At 71.8% G+C, this 13,457-nt stretch carries 11 protein-coding genes; 3 read left to right on the top strand and 8 right to left on the bottom strand.

Translation table 11 applies throughout. From position 1 onward, the window contains the following. Positions 1 to 24 precede the first annotated feature (24 nt). The 8 genes from rodA to ACFRAR_RS11755 form a co-directional block, all read right to left on the bottom strand. Positions 25 to 1,224 (bottom strand): rod shape-determining protein RodA, encoded by a 1,200-nt coding sequence (gene rodA / locus ACFRAR_RS11790; RefSeq protein WP_380697414.1) that lies wholly within the window; start codon positions 1,222 to 1,224, stop codon positions 25 to 27. Continuing rightward, positions 1,221 to 3,515: a penicillin-binding protein 2 gene (gene mrdA, locus ACFRAR_RS11785; protein WP_380697412.1), complete on the bottom strand. Its 2,295-nt coding sequence runs from the start codon at positions 3,513 to 3,515 to the stop codon at positions 1,221 to 1,223. The genes rodA and mrdA overlap by 4 nt, the downstream gene beginning before the upstream one ends. 51 nt (positions 3,516 to 3,566) lie before the next feature. Continuing rightward, entirely contained in the window at positions 3,567 to 4,205 is a 639-nt protein-coding gene (mreD, locus tag ACFRAR_RS11780; protein WP_380697411.1) for a rod shape-determining protein MreD, read from the bottom strand. Positions 4,206 to 4,208: 3 nt separating this feature from the next. Beyond that, positions 4,209 to 5,141 carry a rod shape-determining protein MreC gene (gene mreC / locus ACFRAR_RS11775; protein WP_380697409.1) on the bottom strand — a complete coding sequence of 311 codons (933 nt, stop codon included), beginning with the start codon at positions 5,139 to 5,141 and terminating at the stop codon, positions 4,209 to 4,211. 115 nt (positions 5,142 to 5,256) lie between these two features. Continuing rightward, the gene (locus tag ACFRAR_RS11770) at positions 5,257 to 6,282 is read right to left on the bottom strand and encodes a rod shape-determining protein (RefSeq protein ID WP_049648984.1); all 1,026 of its coding nucleotides are present in this window, start codon (positions 6,280 to 6,282) and stop codon (positions 5,257 to 5,259) included. A 347-nt stretch (positions 6,283 to 6,629) separates the two neighbouring features. Next, on the bottom strand, positions 6,630 to 7,043 hold the full coding sequence (ndk, locus tag ACFRAR_RS11765) for a nucleoside-diphosphate kinase (protein ID WP_380697407.1): 414 nt from the start codon (positions 7,041 to 7,043) through the stop codon (positions 6,630 to 6,632). 105 nt (positions 7,044 to 7,148) lie between these two features. Next, positions 7,149 to 7,499, bottom strand: a complete 351-nt coding sequence (locus tag ACFRAR_RS11760) for a DUF4233 domain-containing protein (RefSeq protein WP_380697405.1) — start codon at positions 7,497 to 7,499, stop codon at positions 7,149 to 7,151. Position 7,500: 1 nt separating this feature from the next. Next, positions 7,501 to 8,892: a bifunctional folylpolyglutamate synthase/dihydrofolate synthase gene (locus ACFRAR_RS11755; protein ID WP_380697403.1), complete on the bottom strand. Its 1,392-nt coding sequence runs from the start codon at positions 8,890 to 8,892 to the stop codon at positions 7,501 to 7,503. 184 nt (positions 8,893 to 9,076) lie between these two features. Between ACFRAR_RS11755 and ACFRAR_RS11750 the strand changes: the two genes are divergently transcribed. The 3 genes from ACFRAR_RS11750 to ACFRAR_RS11740 all read left to right on the top strand — a co-directional run bounded on the left by ACFRAR_RS11750 (position 9,077) and on the right by ACFRAR_RS11740 (position 13,417). Continuing rightward, on the top strand, positions 9,077 to 10,510 hold the full coding sequence (locus ACFRAR_RS11750) for a glycosyltransferase family 2 protein (protein WP_380697401.1): 1,434 nt from the start codon (positions 9,077 to 9,079) through the stop codon (positions 10,508 to 10,510). 50 nt (positions 10,511 to 10,560) lie between these two features. Further along, positions 10,561 to 11,709 (top strand): non-hydrolyzing UDP-N-acetylglucosamine 2-epimerase, encoded by a 1,149-nt coding sequence (gene wecB, locus ACFRAR_RS11745; RefSeq protein ID WP_380697488.1) that lies wholly within the window; start codon positions 10,561 to 10,563, stop codon positions 11,707 to 11,709. 163 nt (positions 11,710 to 11,872) lie between these two features. Beyond that, entirely contained in the window at positions 11,873 to 13,417 is a 1,545-nt protein-coding gene (locus tag ACFRAR_RS11740; RefSeq protein ID WP_380697399.1) for a chitinase, read from the top strand. Positions 13,418 to 13,457: the final 40 nt, after the last annotated feature.

Here is a 13,457-nt window from a genome sequence, read left to right as displayed (position 1 = left end):
GTGCCGCCGTGTACCGCCGCGCGCTCAGGCCGCTATCGGCCGCTGGCTGCGCACCGCCTGGAGCAGTCCGATGGCGATCCAGTTGGCGAACATCGAGGAGCCGCCGTAGGAGACGAACGGCAGCGGGATGCCCGCGACGGGCATGATGCCCAGGCACATCCCTATGTTCTCGAAGGCCTGGAAGGACAGCCAGGCGATGACCCCGGCCGCCACGATCGTGCCGTACAGGTCGGTCGCCTGCCGGGCGATCCGGCAGGCCCGCCAGAGGACCACGCCGACCAGCGCGATGATCGCCAGCGCCCCGACGAAGCCGAGTTCCTCGCCGGCCACCGTGAACACGAAGTCGGTCTGCTGCTCCGGCACGAACTGCCCGACGGTCTGGGTGCCGTGGAACAGCCCCTTGCCCGTCAGGCCGCCCGAGCCGATCGCGATCCGGGCCTGCGCGGTGTTGTAGCCGACGCCGTTCGGGTCCAGCTGCGGGTTGGCGAAGGCGGCGAAGCGGTCGATCTGGTACTGGCTCAGCAGCCCGAACTTCCAGATCGCCACGCATCCGGCGGTGCCCGCGACCAGCAGGCCGAGCACCCAGCGGTTGGCCGCGCCGGAGCCGAGCAGGATGCCCAGCACGATCGCGGCCATCACCATCACCGAGCCGGCGTCCGGCATCAGCAGCACTATGCCCGCCGGCAGCCCGGCCCAGAGCAGGGCCCGGAACACCGCCCGGTGCGAGGGGAACTCCCGCTCCCCCGCGTCGACCTGGTCCGACAGCACGACCGCCATCGCCAGCACGATCGCCAGCTTGGCGAACTCGGCGGGCTGGACGGAGAAGCCGCCGCCGAGCTGGATCCACGAGTGCGCGCCGTTGATGGTCGAGCCCAGCGGGCTGAGCGTGGCCAGCAGCAGCAGGATCACGCCGACGTACAGGAACGGCACTATGGTGCGGAAGCGTCGGCTCCCTATCCCTATCACCACGGCGCACAGCACCAGCCCGACCACGAAGTTGGTCAGGTGCCGGTACAGGAAGTACTGCGGGTCGCCGTGGGTCAGCGAGTCGCGCCCGCGGGTGGCCGACCAGACCAGCAGCGAGCTGCCGGCCGAGAGGGCCAGCGCGGCCAGCAGCAGTATCCAGTCCAGCCGCCAGAGCGGGGAGTCCTTGGCCAGGGCCTTGGAGACCCCGCTGCGCTGCGGGGCGAGCCGCAGCTGACGGTACGAGCCGTAGGAGGTCATGCCCGTCCCCTTCCCGGTCCGCGCACGGGTTCGAGCGCGGCGTCGGCCGCGGTGTACGACGCCGGACGGTCGGCCGGCGGCGCCTGGTCGAGGAAGGCCGCCGCCGGGGCCGCCTGTGCCGCGGCCGGGTCGAGCGGCGCCGGGACGAGGGCCGGGGCCCGGGTGCCGGCCGCCGGGTCGGTGCCGTAGGAGACCGGCTTGATGATCGCGGTGCCGTCCGGGTTGAACTTGGGCAGCTCGGCCTGCGGGGCGGGCAGCAGCGCCTTGCCGTTGTCGATGTTGCCCTTGTCGTCGACGCCGTACAGCGCCTGGTAGATCCGGCGGATGGCGTCGCCGGAACCGCCGGAGCCGGTGCCGCCCTGGCTGATCGTCATGACGACGGCGTAGTCCTTGCTGTACGTGGTCAGCCAGGAGGTGGTCTGCTTGCCCTCGACCTCGGCGGTGCCGGTCTTGGCGTGCAGCGCGATCTTGTCCTGCGGCCAGCCGTTGAACTTCCAGGCCGCGGTACCGCTCTTGATGACGCTCTCGGTGGCCTGGTTGATGTAGCCGAGCAGCTTCTCGTCGCCGGGGAACTTGGCGTCGGCCTGCGGGGCGATCTCGCGGACGACGTTCCCGCCGGGGCTCATCACGGCCTTGGCGATGGTCGGCCGGTAGAAGGTGCCGCCGTTGGCCAGCGCCGAGTAGATCCGGGCCATCTGGACCGGGGTGACGAGGGTGTCGCCCTGGCCGATGGCGAAGTTGACGGCGTCACCGGCGCGCATCTGGTAGCCGTCGACGCAGTTCTCGCGGGCGATCTGGTCGGAGTAGCTGTTGCCGCCCTTCTGCCCCTGGGCGCACCAGGCGTCCTTGTTGTTGTCGTAGAAGGACTGCTTCCACTGCCGGTCCGGGACCCGGCCGGTGACCTCGGCCGGCAGGTCGATGCCGGTCTTGGCGCCGAGGCCGAACTCGTGGGCGGTCTTGAAGAACCAGTCGCCCGGGTCCTTCTTCGGCTTGATGCCGCCGTCCTTCATCCACTGGTCGTACGCCAGACCGTAGAAGACGGTGTCGCAGGAGACCTCCAGCGCCTTCTCCAGGGAGATCTGGCCGAAGTTCTCGCTCTCGAAGTTCTTGAACTCGCGGCCGCCGATGGTCATGCTCTTCGGGCAGTCGTAGTGGCCGTCCAGCGAGTAGCCGGCCTGCACCGCGGCGGTGGTGGAGATGACCTTGAAGGTGGAGCCGGGGGCGGACTGACCCTGTATCGCCCGGTTCAGCAGCGGGAAGTTGGACTCCTTGCTGGTCAGCGACTGGTAGTCCTTGCCGGTGATGCCACCCACCCAGAGGTTCGGGTCGTAGGTCGGGGCGCTCGCCATCGCGACGATCCGCCCGGTGTGCACGTCCATCACGACGGCGGCGCCGGAGTCGGCCTCGTAGTTGCGGTTGGTGACCTTGTCGAAGGTGTTCCGGGCGTCGGCCATGGCCTGCCCGAGGTTGTCCTCGACGACCTTCTGCACCCGGGCGTCGATGCTGGTGACCAGGTTGTCGCCGGTCTGCGGGGCGACGGTGCCGGCGGTGCCGATCACCCGGCCGAGGTTGTCCACCTCCAGCTTGGTGATGCCCGCGGTGCCGCGCAGGTCGCGGTCGTACACCGATTCCAGGCCGGCCCGGCCGATCTGGTCGGCCGGCAGGTAGCGGTCCAGGCCGGTCTTGGCGGCGGTCTTGCTGACCTCCTCGTCGGTGACCGGCGAGAGGTAGCCGAGCACCTGGGCCATGTTGGCGCCCTCGACGCCGGTGTAGCGGCGCACCGCGGTGGGCTGCGCGGTGACTCCGGGGAAGTCCTCGCGGCGCTCCATTATCTGCATCGCCTGCTGGGTGGTGGCTTCCTTGGTGACCGGGATCGGCTGGTAGGGCGAGCCGTTCCAGCAGGGCTGGGGGGTCTTGGCGTCACAGAGCCGGACCTTCTCCTGCACGTCCTTGGCGGGCATGCCCAGCACCTCGGCCAGCCGGGCCAGGACCGCCTTGCCGCCGTCCTTCTGCTGGAGCAGCGAGGTGCGGCTGACCGAGACCACCAGGCGGGTCTCGTTGCCGGCCAGCACCCGCCCGGAGGCGTCGAGGATCTCGCCGCGGACGGCCGGCTCGACCACCTCGCGGATGTGGTTGCCGGTCGCCTTCGCGGTGTACTCCTTGGCGTTGCGGATCTGCAGGTACCACAGCCGCCCGCCGAGGGTGGCGAGCAGCGACAGCACCAGGATCTGCAACACCACCAGCCGGATCGTCACCCGCCGGGTGCGGCCGGTCTCGGGGATGTTGCTCACGTCTCGTGCGCTCCAGGATGCGGGGAAGTCGGGAGGTCGGGGCCGGGCCGGTTACGGGCGGCGGGCGAAGCCGGGCACGCGCCGCTTCTTGTACCCCGGGCCGGTCGAGGACTCGCGGGTGGTGCGGTAGCGGGCCAGCGTGCCGAGGCCCGAGCCGCCCTGGTCGTCGTCGGCGGCGGCCACCGGGTCGCGTCCGAAGCGGCGGCCGAGGTACATCACCAGCGGCACCACGAAGGGCGCCAGCAGCAGGTCGTAGAGCAGGGCGCTGATCACCAGGCCGCCGAGGCCGACGTGCCGGGCCGCGGTGTCACCGACCAGGGCGCCGACCATCGCGTACAGCAGGGTGGAGGCGACCGACGCGGCGCCGACGACCAGCAGCGAGCCGGCGACCGAGCGCTGGCGGCCGTGGTCGGGGCGCAGCAGTCCGGCGGCGTAGCCCATCAGGCAGAGCACCAGCGCGTAGCGGCCGATCGCGTGGTCGGAGGGCGGTGCGAGGTCGGCCAGCAGGCCGCCCGCGAAGCCGACCAGGCAGCCGCCGGTGGGCCCGTAGACCATGGCGAGGCCGACCACGACGAGCAGCAGTATGTCCGGGGTGGCTCCCGGGAGCTGGAGCCGGCCGAACACGCTGACCTGGAGGATCAGGCCGAGCAGGATGAGGCCGGCGGAGACGGGGATGCGGGCGAGGCGCATGGCTCAGTTCCCCCCAGTGGGCGTGGCGGGCGGGGCGGCGGGCGCGGAGGCCGGGGCGGCGGGCTGTCCCGGCGCGGGGGCCGGCGGCAGGACGGCGTCGCGCGGGTCGGTGCGGGGCGGCACCACCACGACGCCGACCAGGTCCAGCCGGGTGAACTGGACGAAGGGCTCGACCAGGACGGTCTTGGTCAGCTGGCCGGCGTTGGCCTGGACCTCGGTGACCTTGCCGACCGGGACGCCGGGCACGAACGGCCGGCCGCTCTGCGAGCCGAAGGTGACCAGCCGGTCGCCGGCCTTGACCTGGGCCTTGCCGTTGAGCAGGGAGACCTTCATCGGGCTGTCGCCGCCGCCGGAGGCGAAGCCGATCTCGCCGGTGCCCTCCAGCCGGGTGCCGGCCGAGAAGCCGGGGTCGGAGGCGAGCAGCACGGTGGCGGTGGTCGGGGCGACGGTGGTGATCCGGCCGACCAGGCCCTGGCCGTTGATCACCGTCATGTCGCGGGTGAGGCCGTCGTCGCTGCCGGCGTCGATGGTGATGGTCCAGGAGAAGCCCTGGGCCGGGCCGATCGCGATGACCTGGGCGGCCTTGACGGTGTAGCCGCCGGTGCCGGCGGTGCGCAGCAGGTCGTCGAGCTGCTTGGTGCGGCCGGTGGCCATGTCGGAGGAGGCGAGCTTCTGCCGCAGTTCGGTGTTCTCGCGGGCGAGCTGGTCGGTGCGGCCGCTGTCGGTGGCGGCGTCGCGGAAGGCGCGGACGGTGTCGGCGACCGGGTCGACGACGGTGGCGGCGCCGCGCTCGACCGGGCCGAGGACGCTGGCGGCCGCGTGTCGGGCCGGGCCGAGCGGGGAGTCCTCACCGCCCTTGATGTCCACGGTGATCAGCGCGAAGGCGACGGCCACCAGCAGGATGAGCAGGAGCCGGCTCTCTCGGGTGTCCCTCACGGTGCTGGTACTGCCCCTTCGTACCTGGCCGCCGCCCGGGGCTGTGGTGCCCGGGCGGCGGCCTGTTGAGTCGAGTGTCGGATGTGGTGCGGGGTGCCGGTGGTGTGGCGTCCTGTCAACGACGCGGCGACGCGTCGAGCACCTGCTGGAGTGCCTCGAACTCCTCGACGCACTTGCCGGAGCCGAGTGCGACGGAGTCCAGCGGGTTCTCCGCGATGTGGATCGGCATGCCGGTCTCGCGGCGCAGCCGCTCGTCCAGGCCGCGCAGCAGGGCGCCGCCGCCGGTGAGCACGATGCCCCGGTCCATGACGTCGCCGGCCAGCTCGGGCGGGCACTGGTCGAGGGTGGTCTTGACCGCGTCGATGATCGCGTTGACCGGCTCGTCGATGGCCTCGCGGACCTCGGCGGCGGAGATGACGACGGTCTTGGGCAGGCCGCTGACGAGGTCGCGGCCGCGGATCTCGGCGTGCTCGTCCTTCTCGCCCTCCAGGCCGAAGGCGCTGCCGATGCTCATCTTGATCTGCTCGGCGCTGCGCTCGCCGAGGAGCAGCGAGTACTCCTTCTTGATGTGCTGGACGATCGCGTTGTCCAGCTCGTCGCCGGCGACCCGGATGGACTGGGCGGTGACGATGCCGCCGAGGGAGATCACGGCGACCTCGGTGGTGCCGCCGCCGATGTCGACGACCATGTTGCCGGTGGCCTCGTGGACGGGCAGGCCGGCGCCGATGGCGGCGGCCATCGGTTCCTCGATGATGTGCACCTGGCGGGCGCCGGCCTGCGAGGAGGCCTCGATGACGGCGCGGCGCTCGACGCCGGTGATGCCGGAGGGCACGCAGACGACGACGCGCGGGCGGGCGAGGTAGCGGCGGCGGTGGATCTTGAGGATGAAGTACCGCAGCATCCGCTCGGTGATCTCGAAGTCGGCGATCACGCCGTCCTTGAGCGGGCGGATGGCGACGATGTTGCCCGGGGTGCGGCCGATCATCTTCTTGGCCTCGGCGCCGACGGCGAGGATGCCGCCGGTGTTGGTGTTCACCGCGACGACGGACGGCTCGTTCAGGACGATGCCCTTGCCCCTGACGTACACCAGCGTGTTGGCTGTTCCGAGGTCGATCGCCAAGTCGCGGCCGATGAACGACAGGTTGCTCGCCATGGGGTGTGGGTGCCTTCCCGGGCTCGGAGTTCATGGGGGGGGTGGACGGATGCGCGCGCCCACGCTTGGGCGGAGACCAGCTGAGCTGCCTTACCGGGCCCTTGAGTCGCGTCCATCGTAGTCACGCGGCGCGGTACGGACGTCGACGTGGGGCATGCCGTCCATTGTCCGGGGCGTGATCGCATCTCCGAGGATTGGGACGCCGTGTCGGCGCCGCCAGTTCCCTATTTCACGATAAGAATGCCCCGGCCGGGCCAATGGTCCCGACCGGGGCGGTACGAAGGTCCCCCGGGCGTGTCGCGCCCCGTCCCGCCGGGCGTGTCGCCCGGTCCGGATCAGACGTGCGCGGGGAAGAAGATCTTGATCTCGCGCTCGGCCGACTCCACGGAGTCGGAGGCGTGGATCAGGTTCTCGCGGGTGATCGTCGCGTAGTCGCCGCGGATGGTGCCGGCCCCGGCCTCCAGCGGGTTGGTGGCGCCGGCCAGCATCCGGACGCCCTTCACGACCTCCTCGCCCTCGACGATCAGCGCGATCGAGGGGCCGGAGGTCATGAACTCCAGCAGCGGCTCGTAGAACGGGCGGCCGACGTGCTCCGCGTAGTGCTCCTCCAGCGTGGCCCGGTCGAAGGTGCGCAGCTCGATGGCGGCGAAGCGCCAGCCGGCCTTGCGCTCGATGCGGCTGATGATCTCGCCGGCCAGACCGCGGCGGACGGCGTCGGGCTTGAGCAGGACGAGAGTGCGCTGGGACACGGTGCGTCTCCTGGGGATTCGGTTAGACAGACAGTCGGGTCGACGAGCGCCGACAAGGCAGAGATTACCTTGCGTGAGCGGCGTGTCGGCTCGCCGGTCCGGGCCTCAGGCCTGTACCGCGGCGGCCTCGGCGGCGGCCCGGGCGGCCTTGAAGTCGTCCACCTTGCGGCCGTAGTGCACCGAGCACCACCACAGGCCGGCGAAGACCACGCCGAGGCCGAACATGGTCGGCAGGATGAAGCCGCTGGCGATCAGGCCGATCTGCAGCGCCCAGCCGATCTGCACGGCGCCGGGGCGGCTGATCATGCCGCAGAGCAGGACGCACAGCGCCATCGCGATGCCGCTGACCGCCCAGATCTCCCCGTTGGAGACGTCGGAGAGCCGCATCGCGACCAGTGCCGCGAACATGATCAGCAGCGCTTCGCCGATCAACGTCGAGGAGCAGAGCGTCCTCATGTCACTTCCTCCCGAGCAGCAGGCGGGCCTCGCCCACCGTGATGACCGAACCGGTGACCAGCACCCCGGCGCCGCCGAGGTCGCCCTCCTCCTCGGCGAGGGCGACGGCGGCGGAGATGGCGTCGTCGAGCCGGGGCTCGACCTGGACGCGGTCCTCGCCGAAGACCTCGACTGCGAGGGCCGCGAGCGCGTCGACGTCCATCGCGCGGTGGGTGGAGTTCTGGGTGATGACGACCTCGGCCAGGACCGGCTCGAAGGCCTCCAGCACGCCGGCCACGTCCTTGTCCCCGGAGGTGCCGATCACGCCGACGAGCCGGGTGAAGCCGAAGGACTCGGTGATCGCGGCGACCGTGGCGCGGGCGCCGTGCGGGTTGTGGGCGGCGTCCAGGATGATCGTGGGGCTGCGGCGGACGATCTCCAGGCGGCCCGGCGAGGAGACGCCGGAGAAGGCCTGGCGGATCTTGTCCACGTCGAGCTGCCCGCCGCGCGCGCCGCCGACGCCGAAGAACGCCTCGACCGCGGCCAGGGCGAGGGCGGCGTTGTGCGCCTGGTACTCGCCGTGCAGCGGGATGAAGACGTCCTCGTACTCCTCGCCGCCGAGTCCGCGCAGTGTCACCAGCTGGCCGCCGACGGCGAGTTCACGGCGGATCACGCCGAACTCCATGCCCTCGCGGGCGACCGTGGCGTCCACCTCGACGGCGCGGCGCAGGATCTGCTGGGCGGCGTCCAGCTGCTGCTGGGCGACGACCGCGACGGAGCCGGACTTGATGATCCCGGACTTCTCGACGGCGATCTCACCGGTGGTCTCGCCGAGCTTGTCGGTGTGGTCCAGTCCGATCGGGGTGATCACCGCGACGGCGGCGTCGATGACGTTGGTGGCGTCCCAGGAGCCGCCCATGCCGACCTCGACCACGGCGACGTCCACCGGGGCGTCGGCGAAGGCCGCGTAGGCCATGCCGGTCAGCACCTCGAAGAAGGACATCGCCACCGGCTGCCCCGCGTCGACCATCCGCACGTAGGGCTCGATGTCGCGGTAGACCTCGACGAAGCGCTCGGGGGTGATCGGGGCGCCGTCCAGGCTGATCCGCTCGGTGACGGACTCCACGTGCGGGCTGGTGTAGCGGCCGGTGCGCAGCTCGAAGGTGTTGAGCAGCTGCTCGATCATCCGGGCGGTGGAGGTCTTGCCGTTGGTGCCGGTGATGTGGATGGAGGGGAAGGACCGCTGGGGCTGGCCCAGGATGTCCATCAGCGCCTCGATCCGGTCGAGCGAGGGCTCCAGCTTGTTCTCCGGCCAGCGCTTGGAGAGCTCCACCTCGACGTCGCGCAGGGCGTCGCCGGTGTCGCCGTCGGCGGGGCGGAGGGTGTACGGGTTCGGGTCGGCCTTGTCGCTCACGACCACAGTCTACGGAGCGCCGGCGGGTCGTCCTCACGGGGTGAGAACGACCACTTTGCCCGTTCTTTCCCATGATCATCCAATTTCCTCCACTTACTATCGATTTGGCGATTTGCACTGCAATGGAGCATCGATTCGCAACCAATAGGAGCCGCTAGCCTTTGATCACGAGGAGCACTGCGCCATGCCCGACGCCCTGCACGAATGGATCGTGCTTCGCGAGGACGCCGTCGTCTGGGTCGCCGGACTGATCTCGCTGGCCCTCGTCGGCTACATGGCCGTCGTCTTCGGACGCTTCCTCGTGTACTGGGCGGGCTCCCGGCACGCCTTCCGGCACAACCGCCCCGCCGAGCCCGGCGACCCCTCCGCCCTCCGGTGGCACCTGGTGATCCCCTGCCGCGACGAGGAGGCCGTGGTCACCCAGACCCTGGACGGCCTGCGGACCAGCGCGCCCGAGGCCCACCTGTGGGTGATCGACGACGACAGCGAGGACGCCACCCGCGAGCTGGTGCTCGCCGCCGCGGCCCGCGACCCGCGGATCCACCTGGTCCAGCGCCGCCGCCCGCACGCCCGGATCGGCAAGGGCGCCGCCCTCAACGCCGCCTACCGGGAGATCTCCGCCTGGCTGCCCGAGGGCACCGACCGCTCCCGGGTGGTGATCGGCGTGGTCGACGCGGACGGGCAGCTCGACCCGGGCACCCTCGCCCAGGTCTGCAACGCCAAGGCACTCGGCCGCCCCGACACCGGCGCCGTCCAGATCGGCGTCCGGATGCGCGACGCCGACGACGGGCTCCCGCTGCCCGGCCGAGGCCGGGTCTCGAACGCCCTGGCCCGCGCACTGGTGCGGATGCAGGACATCGAGTTCCAGGCCAACAACGCCGGCATGCAGTTGCTGCGCCGGCGCACCGGCAGCGTCGGCCTCGGCGGCAACGGCCAGTTCGTCCGGCTCACCGCCCTCGACTCGCTGACCGCCGAGGAGGGCCGGGCCGGCCGCCCCTGGCCGGAGCGCGCCCTGCTGGAGGACTACGAGTCCGGCCTCGACCTGCGGCTGGCCGGCTGGCGGCTCACCCACGTCACCGAGGCCCAGGTCTCCCAGGAGGCCCTGATCTCGCCGCGCCGCTTCCTCACCCAGCGCACCCGCTGGGCCCAGGGCAACATGCAGTGCCTGCGCTACACCGGCCGGGTGCTGCGCTCGCCGCACTACACCCCGGCCGGCAAGGCCGAGGTGCTGTACACCTTCCTCCAGCCCGTGGTCTGCGTGCTGCTGGTGCTGCTCCTCCCGCTCTCGCTCGGGATCACCGGCGCCGGGCTGGTGCTCTTCCCCGAGGAGACCACCGAGTTCCACCTCAGGTTCGGCCCGTGGATGCTGCTGGTCCTCGCGCTCGCCACGCTGCCGATGGTGCTCTGGGGCTCCGCCTACCGCCGGCTCGTCCACCCCGACCGCTCCCGGCTCACCGGGCTGCTCTGGGGCGTCCTGGTCTGGCTCTACGCCTACCACCTGTTCGTGGTCGCCGCCCGGGCCGCCGTCCGGATGCTGCTCGGCCGCAACGGCTGGGCCAAGACCCGCCGCAACGCCGAGAAGGTCGCGCTCGGCGCCCCCACCGCGCTCGAGTCCTGAGCCCACCCCGACTCCCCCCGCACAACGTCCCACCGGAGCCCCGCTTGAGCATGTGCCTGCCCCCGTCCAGCGTCGCCGTCGTCCTCGGCACCCGCCCCGAACTGGTCAAGCTCGCCCCGCTGATCCACGAACTCGGCGCCGCCACCCGGCTGGTGCACACCGGCCAGCACTGGGACGAGGCGATGTCCGGCCGCTTCCTGCGGGACCTCGACCTGCCCCGGCCCGAGCTGCTCACCGGGGTCGGCGGCCGCCCCCGGGCCGGCCAGATCGCCCGGTCGCTGGGCCAGTTGGACGCCGCCTTCGCCGAGGACCGCCCCGCCGCCGTGGTCGTCCAGGGCGACACCAACGCCACCCTGGCCGGAGCGCTGGCCGCCAACGCCCGGCGGATCCCGCTGGTCCACGTCGAGGCCGGGCTGCGCAGCTTCGACCGGGCGATGCCCGAGGAGCACAACCGGGTGATGGTCGACCACGTCTCCGACCTGCTCTGCGCCGCCACCGGGGAGAACGTCGCCAACCTGCGCGCCGAGTCGCTGGCCGAGGAGCGGATCGCGCTCACCGGCAACACCGTCGTCGAGGTGGTCCGCCGTCAGCTGCCGGACGGCGCCGCCCGCGCCGCGCTGCTCGCCGCCCACGGGCTGCGCCCGGACGGGTACGTGCTGGCCACCGTGCACCGCCCGGAGAACACCGACACCGCCGAGGCGCTCGGCGCGGTGCTCGCCGAACTGGACCGGATCGCCCGGACCGGCACCCCGGTGCTGTTCCCGATGCACCCGCGCACCCGGGCCGCCGTCGAGCGGTTCGGCCTGGACGGCCTGCTGGAGCGCCTCGCCGTCACCGGTCCGGTCGGCTACGGCGACTTCCTGGGCCTGGCCGGCCACGCCGCCCTGCTGGTCTCCGACTCCGGCGGCGTGCAGGAGGAGTGCACCGTGCTCGGCCGCCCGCTGCTGGTGGTGCGCCGCTCCACCGAACGCCCGGAGGCCGTGGCGGCCGGCTTCGCCGCGCTGGTGCCGCCGGGCGGGGACCTGGGCGTCCTGGCCCGCGAATGGCTCTCCGACACCCCCGAACGGCTCACCCGGCTGGCGGCCACCCCCAGCCCGTACGGCGACGGCCTGGCCTCGGCCCGGATCGCCGCGCTGACCGCCGCGCTCGCCGAGCCCGCCGAGCCCGCCGAAGCGCGAGACGTGCCAAAGGCCGCCTAGGCGCTCTTGACAGTCGGATTGGTCTACTCCACCTTGTGAGGCAAGTCTCCGTTCCCGACCGGGACTTGAGTTGTCGGTAGCTCCCGCACGCGCACATCGACACCCCGGACGGCGTTCCTCCCCCACGAGGCGCCGCCGGGCCTCCCCCACTGGAGATGGAGTCATGCCACCTGCCCGACACCGGCGCCCACGCGCCCTCCGTCCGCTGCTCGCCGGCGCCAGTGCCATCGCCCTGGGCCTGAGCGGGCTCGCACTCGCCGACGGCACCGGCGCCCACGCCGCGGATTCCGACCTGATCACCAACGGCGGCTTCGAGACCGGCAACCTGTCCGGCTGGACCTGTTCGAACGGCACCGTCCAGACCACCGCGCACTCCGGCTCGTACGCGCTGCAGTCCACCCCGGCCGGGAGCGACACCGGCGAGTGCGCCCAGACCGTCTCGGTGAAGCCCTCCTCCTCGTACACCCTGAGCTCCTGGGTGCAGGGCTCGTACGTCTACCTGGGCGCCCGCGGCACCGGCGGCACCGATCCGAGCACCTGGACCCCCGGCGGCAACAGCTGGAGCCAGCTGAGCACCAGCTTCACCACCGGCCCGAACACCACCAGCGTCACCGTCTACCTGCACGGCTGGTACGGACAGCCGGCCTTCCTCGCCGACGACGTCTCGCTGCTCGGACCCGGCGGCCCGCAGCCCTCCCCGAGCCCGACCGCCACCGTCACCGCCTCACCGAGCCCGACGGACCCCGGCAGCCCCTCCCCCACCGACCCCGGCACCGGGAGCCCGACCCCCACCTCCACCGGCAAGCCGCCGAACCTGCCCAAGCACATCCTCACCGGCTACTGGCAGAACTTCGACAACGGCGCCACCGTCCAGCGGATCAGCGACGTCCCGGCCGCCTACGACATCATCGCGGTCTCCTTCGCGGACGCCACGGCCACCCGCGGCGGCCTGAGCTTCACCCTCGACCCCGCCCTCTCCACCCGCCTCGGCGGCTACACCGACGCCCAGTTCAAGGCCGACATCGCGGCCAAGCGGGCGGCCGGAAAACGGGTGGTGCTCTCGATCGGCGGCCAGAACGGCACCGTCTGGGTGGGCGATTCCGCCTCCGCCGCGACGTTCACCAGCACCGCCTGGGCGCTGATGCAGAGTTACGGCTTCGACGGGATCGACATCGACCTGGAGAACGGCATCAGCTCCACCTACATGGGCCAGGCGCTGCACGCCCTGGCCGCGAAGGCGGGGAGCGGATTCATCCTCACCATGGCGCCGCAGACGATCGACATGCAGTCGACCGGCATGGAGTACTTCAAGCTGGCGCTGAACGTGAAGGACATCCTCACCATCGTCAACATGCAGTACTACAACTCCGGTGCGATGAACGGCTGCGACGGGAACGTCTACTCCCAGGGCACCGAGAACTTCCTCACCGGTCTGGCCTGCATCCAGCTCAAGGGCGGGCTGCGGCCCGACCAGGTCGGCCTCGGGGTGCCGGCCTCCACCAGCGCCGCGGGCGGCGGGTACCTCGCCGCCGGCACCGTCAACAACGCGCTGGACTGCCTGGCCTCCGGCACCAACTGCGGAAGCTACAAGCCGGACACCACCTGGCCGGGCATCGGCGGCGCGATGACCTGGTCGACCAACTGGGACGCCAAGGCGGGCAACCCGGTCGCGAGCACCATCGGCTCGCACCTGCACGCCATGCCGTAGGGCGGACCCCGGAGGCCCGGGCCGGGGTCAGACCCCGGCC

Source organism: Kitasatospora sp. NPDC056651 (assembly GCF_042792155.1).
GTDB lineage: Bacteria > Actinomycetota > Actinomycetes > Streptomycetales > Streptomycetaceae > Kitasatospora.
Note: the sequence above shows the minus strand (reverse complement) of the source record. Positions and strands in the feature narration are given on the sequence as shown.